Source organism: Bacillus cereus group sp. MYBK5-2 (assembly GCF_051915685.1).
GTDB lineage: Bacteria > Bacillota > Bacilli > Bacillales > Bacillaceae_G > Bacillus_A > Bacillus_A cereus.
Map to the genome: position 1 here is coordinate 235,779 of NZ_JBQAFE010000001.1, position 15,333 is coordinate 251,111.

Sequence of the window (15,333 nt, forward strand, 5' to 3'; positions counted from 1 at the left end):
TAGAGTTTGTTTATAAAAGAGATAATTGCAATGAATATAAATAAAAAAGACACCGTAAAGTGTCTTTTTTATTTTAGTTATGCGCATTACTTAATAAGACGCTAGTTCCTCAGTCTGGCTATGAGTAACTATGTAGGGTGATTCCATTATAACATTTTAACCAGTAATGGGTCTATATGGAATTTAATTGATTTTCTTTTTGATTATTCAGAACGATTAATTGGGTATTTGGATGAAGGAAGCAGTGAGGAAGAAGGGACTTAACTTGTTTTAGAAGAGTGTCTTCTTTTTTGTATCACTGTGAGTAAAGTGTAGCGTTATATTTCCCTTTACACGAACATAACGGTATACTATATTTAAGTTAAGTAAACTTAACTATTAAATGAAACGAAATAAAAGCATGGAGGAATAACGCTATGACTAGAACGTATAAAGAAGTAATTAATGAAATGAACCGAGCTTATAATGAATTCTACATTTTACTATTCCAGGAGTTAAAAGATGAGTTCGGTCTTACAGGACAGCAAGAGAGCATGCTATTTCATATTAATTTAAATGAAAACACGACAGCAAATCACATTGCGACTACCTTTAATGTATCCAAAAGTGCCGTTAGCCAAGTTTTATCTAAATTGGAGAAACAGAAGATGATTTCAAAACAAGTAAACCCTAATAATAAACGGGAGTATTTTCTTACACTTGGTCCAAACGGTAGTAAGTATATAGAGCGGTTGTCTGAGTTAGATGATGTATTAATTGAGAAATATTTTTCTAAAATCGATATAAATGCCCTTGAGCAAATGACCGAGACGTTAACGAGAATAAATAAAGTGATATTGGAAGAAAAACAGAAGGATCTTAATTGTAATGAGTAAGAACGTAGATGAAGCAATTAGTAGAAAGGAGGAGAAGCGTGTTATGAGTTACATACCAAATATGATTACGATAGCAAATTTTGTATGTGGACTTTTAGCTATTTACGCTGTTTTCGTTCACGATATTTATTTGGGAGCAGTTTTTATTATTACGGGTATGTTGTTTGACTTTTTAGATGGTATGGTCGCTCGGAAACTTGATTCTGTTTCGGAAATTGGTGGAGAGTTGGACTCATTTGCGGATTTAGTTACTTTTGGTGTGGCACCGTCTATTCTTGCATATAGTGTCGCGTTAAAAGATTTGCAGTCTATCGGGATGATATGTGCGCTTGCTTATAGTATTTGCGGAATGCTTCGGCTTGCGAGATTTAACACGCAGCAAAGCAAACTCCCAACCTTTATCGGCATGCCCATTCCATTCGCGGCAATGTGTCTCCTCATTTTATGTTTTTTAAAGAATCCAGTTTCCGTGGCGTTTGGTACATGTGTACTCGCTTATTTAATGGTGAGCAAAATCAAATTCCCTCATTTTAAAAAAGATATAGCTGAAAGCTTGAAGCCTGGGAGATTGGATTGATGATACGGAATTACAATGAGAAAGATAAAGGAGAATAACATGATTCGTATGGCATTAAGATCGTTCAACATACAAATGTATTGTTTGCTAGGCGTAATGTTATTGGGATGGTTGCTGACACCTTTTTCAGCCCAGTTCGTAGGGATAAGCATTGGCCTTTTGGTGAGTATGTACTGCGCCTGGATTTTAGGAAGACGTATTGAAAAGTTCGGAGATAGCATTGTAAAAAAAGAAAAAGCACCGATGCTCGGAATGATGAACCGGTTCGCAGCCGCAATTCTCGGCGCAATTATTATGTATGAAATTGAACACCATGAATTCATGTGGACATTTGCTGCTGGAATTATGAGTGGGTATTTCTTGGTTATTATTAATTTGGGGTATTACAGTATGAGGGATGAGAAGGAGTAAAGTGAAAACTAAGTTTAAGCATACTGTTGCCTAACAACGAATAGCGGATTAGTAATTAGAGTAATAATAAAAACTAACATAAAATTTAAGAAAAATTTTATATTTACCCCACTTTTTATTTTAAAAGTTTTTCCTATCCTATAAACAAGTTACATCAAGGAGGAGACTGAAAATGAAGAAGTGGGGATTTTTTATTTTTAATATATTCCCTATATTCGAAGACAAAGTAGAAGATTAAATATATGAACAAAGTACCGATTCTTAAACTATGTTCTAAATAATAGATGAAAATGTAAAGTTAGGGGATTCCACATGCATACAGGAGTTTTGATGAGTTATTTGTATACTTATTTTTTTACTATTATGTTTTGTGTTGTGTTTCAAATTGGATTTTATTTTAAAACGAAAAGAACTATATCTATTCTGCATTTTTTGTGGGTGTATGTTTTTCTGTTCTATCTTTCGCTAGTGTATAAGGTGACGCAGATTGCAACTGTATGGGATATAAGTAGATATGAAACGTGGATTCGTGTAAATCAAATCAACTTGACTCTATTTGATACGGCAGGTAGTACGACGTATCTTTTAAATATTGTACTGTTTATGCCATTAGGTTTTTTATTACCGACTATTTGGCCTCAGTTTAGAAAAATGAAAAACACGGTATGCGCGGGATTCTTTTTTTCATTGGCTATTGAGTTAAATCAATTACTAAATAATAGAATTACAGATATTGATGATTTATTTACGAACACCCTCGGGGCGATTATTGGGTATTTATTATATAAAGCATTATTTAAAATGATATATAAAAGAGAGGAAAAAAAGCTGGATACAAACTCTTCTCTAGTTATAAAATACGAGGCTATTTTTTGTTTAGTGTGTTCATTTGTAGGGGCGATGTTAATTTATCATCCAGCTTTATTTGGAAGACCTGTCATCATCCAGTGAGGTAATTACGAATTTCTTTTGAACGCTCGAGCGATATTTCAATTTGCAAAAAGCCTTTAACTTGTTATAGTTAAAGGCTTTTATCATCATAATTTTTACTTACCAATTACCCACTCTAACATCCGCCTTCAACCACTTCACCCAATCCAAATCTTCTACCTTAAGCAAACTAAGCGAAACACCCTTCATATCTAAAGAAGTTAACAGTGTACCAACCTTTACGAATGTCACTTGCAATCCTTCAAGTTCACACAAACGGCGAATGTCGTTTGCGAAAATGTATTGTTCCATTAATGGAGTTGCGCCGAGTCCATTAATGAGGATAGCGAAGTTGTCTCCTTTCCTCCAGCGATAAATGCTTTTTAGTTTGTTCATTAGTTCGATCGCTAATATTTCAGAAGAGGATAGTGCTTCTTTACGGTAACCTTTTTCGCCATGGATGCCGACGCCATAAAACACTTCATCGTCATTTAATGTGAATGAAGCTTTTCCTTTTACTGGATCGTTGGCAGGGGAAAGGGCAACTCCTAATGTGTGTAAGTTTTCAGTGATAGAGCGGCCAAGTGTTGTTAGTTCTTCTAGAGAATGGCCTTCAAGAGCGGCCACACCAAGTATTTTTTGAACGAAAACGGTGCCAGCTACGCCGCGTCTTCTTTTATTAAAAGAAGCATCATCTTCAATTGAAACGTCGTCATTTACGATAATATGGTCAATTTTTCTTCCTTCTTCTTTAGCGATCTGCTCAGCCGCAAGAAAGTTCTCAACGTCATCTTTAAAGTTTTTAATGATGAATAGTATACTTTTATCTTTTGGCATAAGGCGAGTTGCCGCTACAATTTGATCCACTGTAGGCGGAGTGAAGATGCTTCCGTTTACTGCGGCTGTAAGCATACCTTTTCCTACATAGCCAATATCAGCAGGTTCATGTCCGCTACCACCGCCACTTATAATAGCGACATCTTGCTTCATTTTTTCGATATCTTTTACATAAATGATGTTATTCGTTTCATCGTAATTTACTTTGTCGTTATGTTCAAAATAAAAGCCGTGCAGCATATCTTGAACGATATTTTGTACATCATTCATAATCTTTTTCATTGCTTTTGCCACCCTTTAATTACTTTGCTGATTGCTCCAGTAATAGTAGTAATTGATTGTTTATCATATTTTTCATAAGAGAAGACATAATGGAAGGATCTACTTCGCACTTACTTTCAATCCAATCTTTAATCGTTCCAACGAAGCCGTGACTATAAAAAGAGGCAATCGTATTTTTTGTCTCATCAGAAAGGCTGAATCCACAGCTTACAGATAGTTCATCAATAATCTTCATATATAAGTTTTTCGTATGCTCAAATAAATAGTGATTAAACGAGTTTTGCTCAATAACTTTAAAAGCATTTCGGTAAAATTTTTGATTTTCATAAAAGTAATCAAATAATAAATCAAAAATGTTTTCCCATTTTTCATAATCGAGAAAGTCTATAATATTTTCTTTCGTTTCTTCTCTATAAATCCAGCTTAATAGTTCAAATTTATCTTTAAAATGATAATAAAAAGTTTGCCTACGCATTTGACAGTGTAACATAATATCGCTCACTGATATTTTATGAAACGACTCTGTTTCCATTAAATATTTCAATGAGTTCGCGATTATCTTTTTAGAAATTATAGAAGAGGTCATCTGAATCATCCCTAGAATGTTAGTAATATAAAAATCCTATCTATAAATGAGAGCGGTGTCTTTAGACAGATTGTCCATTTTGTCCGTTTACTATAAAACGCTTTCATTTTAACATGAGTAGTAAGAAGAAGATTTCAAATATATCACAATATATTAAAGGAATTGAGGGAGAACTACAATGAAAAAGATTATAAACAAACCAGAAACATTAGTAATGGAAATGTGTAACGGAATGGTTATGGCTCATCCAGAGCTTGAGCTTTTGAAAAAATATAAAGTAATTAAGAAGAAAGAAATGAACGAAAATAAAGTAACGTTAATTAGTGGAGGCGGTAGTGGTCACGAGCCGGCACATGCAGGATTAGTTGGAAAAGGAATGTTAGATGCGGCAGTGTGCGGAGATGTGTTTGCGTCACCTTCACAAATTCAGGTATACCAAGCGATTAAAGAAACAGCTAGTAAAAAAGGTACGTTATTAATTATTAAAAATTATAGCGGCGATATTATGAATTTCAAAAACGGTGCGCATTTAGCGACGGAAGATGGAATTGAAGTCGACTACGTAAAGGTGGACGATGATATTGCGGTAGAAGATAGTCTGTACACAGTAGGACGCCGCGGCGTTGCGGGAGTTATTTTAGTTCATAAAATTGCTGGCGCAGCAGCGGAAGAAGGTATGAATTTAGGAGCGGTGAAAGCTGTAGCAGAAAAAGCAGCGGCTAACGTGCGCACAATCGGTTTAGCATTAACGTCTTGTACAGTTCCAGCGAGCGGATCACCTACTTTCACACTTGCGGAAGATGAAATGGAATACGGCGTAGGTATTCACGGCGAACCAGGAATTAAGCGTGAAAAAATGCTGTCAGCAGATGAACTAGCGAACCGTATGACAAATGATCTTGTAAAAGATTTAGGAGTAAAAGATGGCGAGGAAATCGCAATTCTAGTTAACGGTTTTGGCGGAACACCACTGCAAGAACTTTACTTATTTAACAACGCCGTTACGAGAGAACTAGCTGCAAGAAACATTAAAATTAATAGAGTATTTGTCGGTAACTATATGACAAGTATTGATATGGCTGGTATGTCTTTAACGGTAATGAAGTTAGATGAAGAGCTAAAAACATTACTATCAAAAGAATGTAATACACCAGCGTTTAAAGTAGACGGTCCAGTTGAAAGTGTAGAGTACGTAAATGTACTTGAAGAGACAGAAGAGAAGGAAGTTTCATTTGAACTAGAAACGGCGGAAGAACACGCTGTGATAAAAAATAATGTTATTACATTAAACAACATGATTTATCTCGTTGATAAAATGAGCGACGTTATTATTAAAAATGAAGTACCGTTCTGTGAGCTAGATACGCATGCTGGTGATGGCGACTTCGGAATGAGTGTGGCAAAAGGATTTAAGCAGTTAAAACGTGAGTGGCATTCGATTGTAGAACAAGAGAACGTAACGATCGGATCATTCCTTGACGGTTGTTCTATGATTATTATGGAACATTGCGGCGGCGCATCTGGTCCAATTTGGGGCGGTGCATTCCGCGCAGCTAGTAAAGCAGCAGGCGAAAAACGTGAGCTAACAGTGAAAGAATTCGCTGAAATACTGCAAGCAGCACTGCAAGGCATACAATCTATCGGTGAAAGATCATTCGGTAGAGGAGCGGTAGTTGGTGACAAAACATTAGTTGACGCACTTGCTCCATGTGTAGATTCTTGGTTAGATAGCGCCTCAAACGAAGTAGACGTAAAAACTGCCTTTGAAAAAGGAGCAGAAGCAGCGGTCAAAGGAGCAGAGTACACGAAAGAAATCGTAGCTCGCATGGGCCGCGCTGGTACAGTTGGCGAAAGAAGCTTAGGATATCCAGATGCAGGTGCACATGCACTTGGGGTTATCTTTACGGAGATTGCGGGTAGTTTGAAATAGGAATTGGAAAGTCCCTCTGCCTTAAGGTGGAGGGATTTTTCTGTAGTTTTCGAGAATAATAGTATGTGTCTTTTTGTATTACCAAAAACGACCGATTTTGGTGATACAGAAGGACATAAATCTCGTTTTTTATCGGACTTCTTTTTACTGTACTTTTATTTTCTTTATGAGTTATTAGAAAAATAATTGTCTATATAAGTCTTTATTTTTTCGAAATTCTTTTCCATAAATAAAATTGCTGGTACTTCAATTATTGGAAGATTATTTTCATTATCAAAAGGTGGACACGGTTTGGGAACTACCAAATAGTCAACTGAGCCTTTATCCCTAATATAATTAATTGAAACATCATAATTATTGGAAAAATATTCCTTAAAATCATCCTGATTCCTTAAAAATGGTAGAGAAAATATTGAACCATAATTTATACCAGCGTCGACAATTAATACAAAGCATATTTTTTTCATGATACACCCTCCTCGTATAATAAGTTGTAAGTTAATAATTGTTCCTTGAAAATTAAATAGTTTTTATATTCAAGAGCTACATCAAAAAAATGATGTATGGGTAAAATTTAGTCTTGGATACTGGGGGGGGTCCTAGATAATGGAAGTATATAAGTAAAAAGATATGGTTATAATTTAAGTCTTCGACACGATATAACATATCTCCTGTAAAAATTTTGTAAAATAGCCTGTGAAAAACTGGATTTTCACTTGTAAATAACAGAAATAGGAGATGGAGAGAATGTTATTTACTTTGGATGAAATTATGACGCCGAGGGAAGCATGTGATTGTTGGGAGATTACGCTGGATAATCTACACATGAAATTAAATAGATTAAAAAATAGTGATGTGTTGAATGGATTAATTAAAGAAGGAAAAGCAAAATATTATAAGCCAGAAGGAAAAAAAGAGGGGAATGGATATTTACAATAGAAGAGATTAATAAGGTGCAGCAAGTAAAATTATTAGAAATGGAACAAAGATTAGGTGATCGCATTGATCAAAGAAATAAATTAATTGAAAATGATATAAAAGATCGTAAGGAACGTGAAGAAAGAATAGAAAAAAGGCTAGAATTAAGAGATGATAACCTTATGGAAATGGTAAGAGAAATCCAAGATGCAAAACGTACTATCGTATTGGCTCAACAAGAAATAGCGGCAGCTAAAAAGAAGTCCTAGTAGAAGTTTTGGAAATGAGTATCATTTTTAAATTAATACAAGTAAAAGAGACCTTATATGGTCTCTTTTTTTAGGGTATTTTACTGTTTTCGCTCAAATGGATTGTCTTATACATCTAAGTTGTTTCTACATAAATATCTGTAATCTCACCTATTACTATATCTTTAAAAAATTTTCCAACAGAACCAATAAACCGTTATAAAAAGTATTTAAAATAATAACAAATAGGTATAATAATTCCCACTATAGAAAATACAATACTTCCTAAATTAAATGCAGAAAGTTTCGCACGATGAACTTGAATTTCACCTAAATCTACCCCTCCACTAAAATGCTTATCCATAACTTTAGCGACGTTTTGTTGTTGATTAACAAAATAAGGTATTAGCCATATACAGCAGAACAAAATAATACTACCAAAAAAGAGTGTGTCAATAATTGAAGCTTTCCAATTTAATGAAGTAATGACTATGAGAACAAATTCTCCCACCATAACAATTATCATAGTTACTACATATCTGGTTTTTTCAGAAACGTTTTTAAATACAGTCTCGTCCATAATTTTTTCTATTTTAGTCCATATTACACTGATTAACACGATTAGGCTAATTAAGAAAATAGTAAATAAAGCTTTAACTAAAAGGTACTCAAACACTACCGACACCACCTAGTAATTTCTAAATTAGAATATAAAGTTGATTTTTTTAACTCTATCAAAAGATTAAATTCAATAATCTATTAACTAGCTTATCGAAAAATTTATTGATTTAAAGATACAACACTATATGTATTAGTTATATAGGATAAGATCTCCCAAAATTCCTTTTCTAATATATATCTTCTAATCGTTGTTGGACTTCAATTGTCTAAATATTTTATTTAGCACTTTATATCAGTTAATGATTAGAATTTTCTGGATTATAATTCCGTGATATTATTAAGAAAATAATTATTATTATGATATCTCGATGTAATTGCTGCTAATGCTTTATCTTCAAGGGGAAATATAAGGTTTTCGTTACCGTAATACTAATAACAACCTAACAAATTGAATAGTTACCAGAAAATACTAAAATATGTCCCTCGGCAATTTACAGTATAATACACTTTTAGAAAAAATGGAATATTTAAGTATTTCTTTATTAATAATATGAATTAATAGAATGTTTATATTATTGTCCGGATTAAAGATAGCTCAGCTGTGGTGATCTTTATTCATTTTTTCTAGAGTTTATATTAACTTAACAAACTTTGTAACAGAACCATATATAAGATCAAATATGATACAAGCAATATGACAAGTTTTTTATTTTTTATACAGTAACCATTTGTTAGCCAATCTCCTTTCTATATTAAGAATATTCCGTTAATTTTTTATCAATTTACAATTAGAGGTTGAACTATTATATAATTTACAGAATTATGGTAATGTTTAGGCGAATAGAAGTAGTTGAGGAGGACGTAGTGATATGAGCACAAATATTTTAATGCATGAAGCAGTTATGCAACAACTTAATGATTTTTATCAAATGATGTTGTCGCAGCAAATTATAAAAGCAACTGAATTAAAGAAAGAAATAGATGAAAAAATTGAACAGATTAAACATGCAGAAGAAAAAGAAAATCAAAATTTATTATTATATTATTCTTTACTAGACCTAAAATATAGAATGCTAACTGATCGAGTGAGTATTCGAAAAGATAGTTTTGAAGCAATTGATACAATTGATGAATCGACAGATACACTCACAGCTTATTACTATCATTCTTTTAAAGCAGAACATGCTTTAATGTTTAGTAACTATAATGAAGCCAGAAGGCAATATGAAGAAGTATTAGCGGTTCGCTTCCGCAAATTGAATAAGCATGAAAAAGTTAGTGATTATTTCGATGTATGTTACGAAGCGAAACAAAAATTACTAAGCAAAGGGGCGTTAAAATAATGAAGAAGCTTGTATTAGCGACGTTAGGATTAGTGATAGTATTATCATTTAGTAACAATACAGGTGATACACAACATGCTCTAAAAAAGGAAGAAATTATACAATACTCACATGCTGATCATTTTTAATATCTCATTAACAAAGGGACTCCAATTATGGAGTCCCTTTGTTAATGGGATATTGCTTTAGTTTATCTAATTGTAATAATGCTTGTAAAAAGTGTAGATATTTTCTAAATTTGCAGAGGTAATTATTTGTTAATCTTTTAAAACATTGGCTTAGTAATACCGAGGGTTATTATAGATATATTAATCATGTAATTTGTCCATATCAAAATGAACGTTTTTTGCATTTAATATATTGTAAATATATTTTATTTTGGAAGGATGTGATTATATGGCTCATAAATCTACTGGAGTGTTTCGAGTTCCAGTTTCTGAAAATGGGATTATTCCAACTGCTCTCAACATTATGTTAAACAATGATTCACGCTGTCATACTAGTAATGTAACGGTAACTGTTAAGAGAAGTCGAAACACCTTTTTCCCAACTCAAAATGAATTAGTTGAAATCTCTCGTACTTTTGTTTCTTTAGAACCAAACAGAACAACTAAGATTGTGTTGTTTACTCCAGAATTCCAAGTAGAAGATTTCCTTGATGTCATCATTAGTGGAAATAGAGAGGATGTTAAGGATGTTCTTGTATATTCTTTCTTAGCAGATTCAGTAGGTCATAATCTGCCATCTACTGTTTTCAGAAATGCAGAATACACTTTTGCTTGCTGACACCGTGATAATGTATTCTTTACTGTCGTATATCTGAATTGAAATGTTACAAGTAGCATTTCACGGCATACAATCTATTGGTGAAAGAAGTTTAGGATATTCAGATGCAGGTGCATATGCGCTTGGGGTACCTTTACGGAGATTTCGGGTAGTTTGAAATAGAAATTAGAAGATCCCTTCTGCCTTAAGGTGAAGGGTTTTTTTAATATGTTTTTTGATATATATTGCTAAATATGTTCCCATAATTCATTCTATTGTATTGAAAATAATGTCATCTACATCAAAACAAACGGCTTATAAAAGGAACTAGTATTTGAGGTGGATTTATTAAAGAATTTTATATATAGCATGAATGAAAATGAGATAAATAAAACAATATTCCCTATTATGTTTTTAAGAATTAATTGAGCAGGTCCTTGTAAAAATAAAGAAAAGACACCAAAAGGTGCCTTCCGCCGACTTAAATTATTTTAATATTATCGATCTAAGTTTAAAAGCTATAAGGATTTTTTCTGTGGGATTTGTAAGTAGTTTTTACGAAATTATGAGTGTGTTTTACTTTGTATTTCAATAAGTTGATCTGGTAGCGTTTTTGTATAATATTCTTTTTCTGTTAGTTCAAATATAAACAATGCTTTTTTCCAGTTATAAATAACATCTTCTACATTATGTTGTTTCATTTTTAATAAATACTGACCTTTTAAATAGAATAGTTCACCTAATAGGTATAAAGTATTTAGATTAATTGCTAATTTGATGCCCTTATCAAGGTATTTTATTGCCTCTTCATGTTGATATGTGAAGTCTAAACATTTTGCTAAATTTAACATGATTTTTAATTTAATTTCTTTATCTCTAGGAAAATCTAACTTATTAAAATTAGTTAAACATCTTTTTAATATATTAATACTTTTTTCATATTCTTTATTTTCCGCATAAAATATAGCCATTGATTGCATAATATCTATTTCTCTTTCTGATAAAAAATCAGAATTAGTTAAAGTCAGTTTTAATGCATTATTTAAAAAATCTAAAGCAGTTTTTATTGATTTATCCACCATAAATATAGCAATTGCTTCATGCCACATTAGAAATTGTTTCTCATCTTTTGTTTGAAAATTATTTAAGTTTTTCTCTTTTTTTACTATTTCATAAAGTTCTTTATATTGTTTTTGCTTTAAGCAATCTTTTATTACGTATTTTACATTTTCTACATATTTTAATCTTTTGTTTTGAGTTAGTGCAAATATGTTATTCGGATCAATACCAAGTCTTTCTGATAATTGATATAACAATATACTAGATGGATAAATCATACCTTTTTCAATCTTGCTAATTTGACTTTGTGAACATATTCCATGACATAATTCGGATTGTGATATATTTTTTTTAATTCTAAGTTCTTTAATGGTAATACCCAAATCGTTAAATTCCATTTTGCCACCTACTATTTAGCACTTTATTAATATAAGAACATTCTCTAACCTTAATGTAATGTAAAATTAATATAGTTGCAATTATTGTTTTAAAGGGCTTATCGTTTCGATAAAATGGTGAGATTTTTTTATGTACAAAAAAGACACCCTAAGGTGCCTTACGCCGACTTGGACCACATTCGTTTAATATAAACCTATCTGTATTTTCACATGCTTCTCTAATTCCTCTATTTTCCATTTGATAAAATAAAATCCTAATATTACTAATAATTAAATAAATATTTCTACATATTCAAGATATTTACATAAATTACAAAAATGATACATTTAAGTTGTAAGCTATAAAAACTATTAAAGGGGGATTTATTATGTTCAAGAAATTAGTAGTAGGGCTATTGGCAACAGGTATTGCATTAACAGGAGGAATTGGGGCAGCTTCAGCTGATACGCAAAAAGCTGTGAGCTCTCCGAAGCAAGCAACATGCTCAATTCCTTATGAGTATTCTAATGGTAAATTCAAAAGAACTCTTTATTACTCAAATGGAGTATATGCTAATAGTTTTAATGAAAATGTTTGTGGCGGGACGATTACGTGGTACTTAAAACATGTTCAAAATGGAGTTGCTTTTTACGAAGGTAATTTAAAATAGTAGATTTTTTGAACCTCATTTATTGAGGTTCTTTTATTTGTAGTTTTTAAACCGATTCTCTATAAAAAAGACACCCTAAGGTGCCTTCTTGCGATTTGCTCCATTGTAATATGGTATTGGATGCCAGTCCAATTATTATTTTACCACGTTAAATAGTTTCGGTTATTGAGAAAAAAGACAACTCATTATTTGAATGCAAAAAGTCCTAGGGGGACTAGGACTTTTTGCTAGAATGAATATGATTTAAAAAAGGACTTATATAACGTAACATATGAATGTTTCGTAAATGTATCAAAAAAGTGAACAAAATAGTTATTTTAAATAAAAAAAGCTCCGCGATAAAAGCTGCGGAGCTTCATAAGGTCGAGTTATGTCGTACTCACAAGGGATTTTAACATGAATGTTGTGGTAAAAATACCGGTAAATTTATCCTATAACCCCCCCGCTGATTAGAGTTTCACTTCATTCGAAGGAATTCATGTTTTATAAATTAGATTATGATAGTTGATATTCTCCATATTGACCAGAAAAGAACTAAAAATTCTAGTGAAATTCCAAGTGTTCGTTTCCTAGTTTTTTGAAATTCTTTTATTAAATAGCCAACAGCACTAATTGCTATAAGAATGAAAAGAATAAGTTCGAGTGTAACTGGCATTTTATCTACTCCTAATACATTAATTTGTTATATAAAGATTATAAGATATTTTTGTGATTAGTAGTGAAAAATTCAATAGAATTATCTCTAAATGGAGTAAATGTTTCAACGGAACAATCAAAGTTTAATACAACAAGTGTTATACAATATACGCATGGAGAGCCGTGGGGCTGAAGAAATATTGAAGTATAAAGAGTTGTTAGATCGAAGGATTATTACCGAAGAAGAGCTCTAAGTGAAGAAAAAGTAATGATTGGGTATATAGATGAAACACTCAAATGAGCGTTTTTTTATTTATATATTCGCAAGTAAAATAACATAATATCACTATGAATCATTATAACAATATGAATTTTTGCATATTTTAAAATTCAATATATCCCTCAAAAACTTTTAATTGTATAATATATTTTGTCATATTTTTAGATTTTTCGACATAAACCAACAAAAATAGAGAACGTATTGGGAGAAGACATTATGTATACAAAACTATTAAAATCAATTACATCATTATCACTTATTGGTGGTGCGTTGTTATATACAAATGGCAGCGATGTAAAAGCTGCTGAAGTGGGTGTTTTTTCTGATGTGCCGACATCACATTGGTCATATCCTGCGATTAAAGATTTAGCGAGTAAAAATATTATTTCCGGTTATGGAAATGGGATATTTGGTTTTGGAGATGTTGCGACAAGGGAGCAAGTTGCGGCTTTAATTTATCGAGTGTTAGTACCGAATAAACAAGGCGGTTCGTTTAGTAATGATGGAACTCGTTACGTATTAAAGGATGGATCTACGTTTAAAAATCCTTACGGTGATATTAATCAAAGTTCTACAATGTTCCCAGAAGAGGTGTTAACTTTAACGAATTTAGGAGTTTTTAAAGGTGATGAAAATGGCCAATTTAGACCGAAAGCTTCTGTGAGTCGTGCGGAAATGGCACAAATTCTTACAAATGCTTTCCATCTTTCGGCAAAACAAAAACATACCTTTAAGGATGTTCCAAATCCATTTTGGGCAGAAAATGCAATTAGTGCGGTGCAGTCAAATGGAATCGCAGATGGCACAGGGAACGGGAATTTTGAACCGTATGGCACAGTAACACGTGAACAGTATGCGCAGTTTTTATATAAAACTTTGAAATATAAAAATGCCGATGTGAAAGACACAGGAGATGCGGCATTATTAACAGCTTTTAAAGAGGAAGTACAAAAGCGTATTAATACATACGAGACAAATATTACACTTCCATATAAAACGAAAAATAATAATACAGAAGAAGTGATGAATACACTTTTTAACGCATATAAAGAAGTTGCAAGTAAAAATGAGTATACAAATAATAATAGATCGAATGTTTCATATGGACTTTCTGGATCACCTGGAAATTATACGTTTACGCTTAAGATTACATATCGTGAAACGAAAGAACAGACGGAATATGTCATGAAACAAGCGAAAGCAATCGTTTCTTCTATTACTCAAGTTGGAATGGATGATCATGAAAAAGTGAAGGCGATTCATGATTACGTAGTAAAGCATGTTTCTTATGATACGTCTTATAAAGCTTACACAGCATATGAAGCACTTGTAAATCGTTCTGCGGTTTGCCAAGGTTACGCACTATTAACTTATCAATTATTAAAAGAAGCAGGAATTGAAAATCATTTTGTGACAGGAACTGGGGACGGACAACCTCATGCTTGGAATTTAGTGAAAATCGAAAACAAATGGTATCACCTTGATACAACATTCGATGATCCAGTGCCAGATGAGCAGGGCCGCGTCACGTATTCGTATTTCAATTTATCAGATGAACAAATCGCAAGAAATCATGAGTGGAACCGCGGAGACTACCCGCAAGCTACAACGAATTATTATAGTACACTGACAAACAAAATTGCGGCAGGTAGTACGAAAACGCCTGCATATCAACAAATATTAAAAGATACAAAGTTAAACTATTTAGGAAATGAATATATCGCAAATAACTATACCGAATTAAAAAATAAAATGCAGCAACGCTATAGTGCAAAACCAGAGAAAATTGAAGTGCTATACCAGCAATCAATGAATGGTGCACTGCAAGATGTGAAAAAGGCAATTGGCGAACTCGATTATCCGCAAGGGGCAAATCGAGTTTCTTATAAAGCGGAGCCTTACAATGCGAAAGAAGGGTATTCTTTAGTGACGATTACGTTTACGTATTAAGAGTGAGAAAAAGCATCTGTTTCAGATGCTTTTTTTA

General features: G+C 32.5%; 16 protein-coding genes and 3 pseudogenes. 13 read left to right on the forward strand and 6 right to left on the reverse strand.

Annotated elements, in window-relative coordinates; genetic code table 11:
• The first annotated feature begins 416 nt into the window (after positions 1–416).
• The 4 genes from ACTFP3_RS01325 (at position 417) to ACTFP3_RS01340 (ending at position 2,814) form a co-directional block, all read left to right on the forward strand.
• Entirely contained in the window at positions 417–875 is a 459-nt protein-coding gene (locus ACTFP3_RS01325) for a MarR family winged helix-turn-helix transcriptional regulator (protein ID WP_023521311.1), read from the forward strand.
• The gene (pssA, locus tag ACTFP3_RS01330; protein ID WP_000042263.1) at positions 868–1,452 is read left to right on the forward strand and encodes a CDP-diacylglycerol--serine O-phosphatidyltransferase; all 585 of its coding nucleotides are present in this window, start codon (positions 868–870) and stop codon (positions 1,450–1,452) included. The genes ACTFP3_RS01325 and pssA overlap by 8 nt, the downstream gene beginning before the upstream one ends.
• Positions 1,453–1,491: 39 nt before the next feature.
• A complete protein-coding gene (locus ACTFP3_RS01335) occupies positions 1,492–1,863 on the forward strand; it encodes an ATP synthase subunit I (RefSeq protein ID WP_149149372.1) in 372 nt (123 codons plus the stop codon).
• Positions 1,864–2,175: 312 nt separating this feature from the next.
• Positions 2,176–2,814, forward strand: coding sequence for a VanZ family protein (locus ACTFP3_RS01340; protein WP_326035689.1), 639 nt, complete (start codon positions 2,176–2,178; stop codon positions 2,812–2,814).
• Positions 2,815–2,913: 99 nt separating this feature from the next.
• On the opposite strand, the gene dhaQ is transcribed toward ACTFP3_RS01340, so the two are convergent.
• Entirely contained in the window at positions 2,914–3,912 is a 999-nt protein-coding gene (dhaQ, locus tag ACTFP3_RS01345) for a DhaKLM operon coactivator DhaQ (protein WP_326035688.1), read from the reverse strand.
• A 19-nt stretch (positions 3,913–3,931) separates the two neighbouring features.
• Complete coding sequence (gene dhaS, locus ACTFP3_RS01350; protein WP_000204212.1) at positions 3,932–4,498, reverse strand: dihydroxyacetone kinase transcriptional activator DhaS; 567 nt, start codon at positions 4,496–4,498, stop codon at positions 3,932–3,934.
• 178 nt (positions 4,499–4,676) lie between these two features.
• Here dhaS and dhaK point away from each other — a divergent pair, with 178 nt between their 5' ends.
• Positions 4,677–6,428 (forward strand): dihydroxyacetone kinase subunit DhaK, encoded by a 1,752-nt coding sequence (gene dhaK, locus ACTFP3_RS01355; protein ID WP_326035687.1) that lies wholly within the window; start codon positions 4,677–4,679, stop codon positions 6,426–6,428.
• Positions 6,429–6,592: 164 nt separating this feature from the next.
• On the opposite strand, the gene ACTFP3_RS01360 is transcribed toward dhaK, so the two are convergent.
• Complete coding sequence (locus ACTFP3_RS01360; protein ID WP_326035686.1) at positions 6,593–6,895, reverse strand: hypothetical protein; 303 nt, start codon at positions 6,893–6,895, stop codon at positions 6,593–6,595.
• Between the two features lie 280 nt (positions 6,896–7,175).
• Here ACTFP3_RS01360 and ACTFP3_RS01365 point away from each other — a divergent pair.
• Together ACTFP3_RS01365 and ACTFP3_RS01370 are read left to right on the forward strand one after the other, a co-directional pair.
• A pseudogene (locus tag ACTFP3_RS01365) lies at positions 7,176–7,378 on the forward strand (hypothetical protein); the annotation flags it as partial.
• Positions 7,364–7,615: pseudogene (locus tag ACTFP3_RS01370) on the forward strand (DUF3967 domain-containing protein); the annotation flags it as partial. The pseudogenes ACTFP3_RS01365 and ACTFP3_RS01370, both read left to right, overlap by 15 nt.
• 196 nt (positions 7,616–7,811) lie before the next feature.
• Here the strand turns inward: ACTFP3_RS01370 and ACTFP3_RS01375 are convergent.
• On the reverse strand, positions 7,812–8,270 hold the full coding sequence (locus ACTFP3_RS01375; protein WP_000464477.1) for a hypothetical protein: 459 nt from the start codon (positions 8,268–8,270) through the stop codon (positions 7,812–7,814).
• Positions 8,271–9,084: 814 nt separating this feature from the next.
• Here ACTFP3_RS01375 and ACTFP3_RS01380 point away from each other — a divergent pair.
• The 3 genes and pseudogenes from ACTFP3_RS01380 to ACTFP3_RS01390 all read left to right on the forward strand — a co-directional run.
• Positions 9,085–9,447: pseudogene (locus tag ACTFP3_RS01380) on the forward strand (tetratricopeptide repeat protein); the annotation flags it as partial.
• Positions 9,448–9,557: 110 nt separating this feature from the next.
• Entirely contained in the window at positions 9,558–9,686 is a 129-nt protein-coding gene (locus tag ACTFP3_RS01385) for a hypothetical protein (protein WP_000737558.1), read from the forward strand.
• Positions 9,687–9,954: 268 nt separating this feature from the next.
• Positions 9,955–10,344, forward strand: a complete 390-nt coding sequence (locus ACTFP3_RS01390) for a hypothetical protein (RefSeq protein ID WP_000940664.1) — start codon at positions 9,955–9,957, stop codon at positions 10,342–10,344.
• A 542-nt stretch (positions 10,345–10,886) separates the two neighbouring features.
• Here ACTFP3_RS01390 and ACTFP3_RS01395 read toward each other — a convergent pair.
• Positions 10,887–11,780: a helix-turn-helix domain-containing protein gene (locus ACTFP3_RS01395; RefSeq protein WP_326035684.1), complete on the reverse strand. Its 894-nt coding sequence runs from the start codon at positions 11,778–11,780 to the stop codon at positions 10,887–10,889.
• Between the two features lie 368 nt (positions 11,781–12,148).
• Between ACTFP3_RS01395 and ACTFP3_RS01400 the strand changes: the two genes are divergently transcribed.
• Positions 12,149–12,430 (forward strand): LCI fold-containing protein, encoded by a 282-nt coding sequence (locus ACTFP3_RS01400; RefSeq protein WP_000473837.1) that lies wholly within the window; start codon positions 12,149–12,151, stop codon positions 12,428–12,430.
• Positions 12,431–12,920: 490 nt separating this feature from the next.
• Here ACTFP3_RS01400 and ACTFP3_RS01405 read toward each other — a convergent pair whose 3' ends face one another.
• Positions 12,921–13,085 carry a hypothetical protein gene (locus ACTFP3_RS01405; protein ID WP_001145511.1) on the reverse strand — a complete coding sequence of 55 codons (165 nt, stop codon included), beginning with the start codon at positions 13,083–13,085 and terminating at the stop codon, positions 12,921–12,923.
• 100 nt (positions 13,086–13,185) lie between these two features.
• On the opposite strand from ACTFP3_RS01405, the gene ACTFP3_RS01410 reads away from it, so the two are divergent.
• Both ACTFP3_RS01410 and ACTFP3_RS01415 read left to right on the forward strand, forming a co-directional pair.
• Positions 13,186–13,320, forward strand: coding sequence for a hypothetical protein (locus ACTFP3_RS01410; RefSeq protein WP_264299186.1), 135 nt, complete (start codon positions 13,186–13,188; stop codon positions 13,318–13,320).
• Between the two features lie 242 nt (positions 13,321–13,562).
• Entirely contained in the window at positions 13,563–15,296 is a 1,734-nt protein-coding gene (locus tag ACTFP3_RS01415) for an S-layer homology domain-containing protein (protein WP_440009148.1), read from the forward strand.
• Positions 15,297–15,333 lie beyond the last annotated feature (37 nt).

Excerpts from the sequence above, each read along its gene's own strand:
- ACTFP3_RS01325 (WP_023521311.1), top strand. The coding sequence starts at position 417 with ATGACTAGAACGTATAAAGAAGTAATTAATGAAATGAACCGAGCTTAT.
- ACTFP3_RS01360 (WP_326035686.1), bottom strand. The coding sequence starts at position 6,895 with ATGAAAAAAATATGCTTTGTATTAATTGTCGACGCTGGTATAAATTAT.
- pssA (WP_000042263.1), top strand. The coding sequence starts at position 868 with ATGAGTAAGAACGTAGATGAAGCAATTAGTAGAAAGGAGGAGAAGCGT.
- dhaK (WP_326035687.1), top strand. The coding sequence starts at position 4,677 with ATGAAAAAGATTATAAACAAACCAGAAACATTAGTAATGGAAATGTGT.
- dhaS (WP_000204212.1), bottom strand. The coding sequence starts at position 4,498 with ATGACCTCTTCTATAATTTCTAAAAAGATAATCGCGAACTCATTGAAA.
- ACTFP3_RS01385 (WP_000737558.1), top strand. The coding sequence starts at position 9,558 with ATGAAGAAGCTTGTATTAGCGACGTTAGGATTAGTGATAGTATTATCA.
- ACTFP3_RS01340 (WP_326035689.1), top strand. The coding sequence starts at position 2,176 with ATGCATACAGGAGTTTTGATGAGTTATTTGTATACTTATTTTTTTACT.
- dhaQ (WP_326035688.1), bottom strand. The coding sequence starts at position 3,912 with ATGAAAAAGATTATGAATGATGTACAAAATATCGTTCAAGATATGCTG.
- ACTFP3_RS01410 (WP_264299186.1), top strand. The coding sequence starts at position 13,186 with ATGTTTCAACGGAACAATCAAAGTTTAATACAACAAGTGTTATACAAT.
- ACTFP3_RS01390 (WP_000940664.1), top strand. The coding sequence starts at position 9,955 with ATGGCTCATAAATCTACTGGAGTGTTTCGAGTTCCAGTTTCTGAAAAT.
- ACTFP3_RS01335 (WP_149149372.1), top strand. The coding sequence starts at position 1,492 with ATGATTCGTATGGCATTAAGATCGTTCAACATACAAATGTATTGTTTG.
- ACTFP3_RS01415 (WP_440009148.1), top strand. The coding sequence starts at position 13,563 with ATGTATACAAAACTATTAAAATCAATTACATCATTATCACTTATTGGT.
- ACTFP3_RS01405 (WP_001145511.1), bottom strand. The coding sequence starts at position 13,085 with ATGCCAGTTACACTCGAACTTATTCTTTTCATTCTTATAGCAATTAGT.
- ACTFP3_RS01395 (WP_326035684.1), bottom strand. The coding sequence starts at position 11,780 with ATGGAATTTAACGATTTGGGTATTACCATTAAAGAACTTAGAATTAAA.
- ACTFP3_RS01400 (WP_000473837.1), top strand. The coding sequence starts at position 12,149 with ATGTTCAAGAAATTAGTAGTAGGGCTATTGGCAACAGGTATTGCATTA.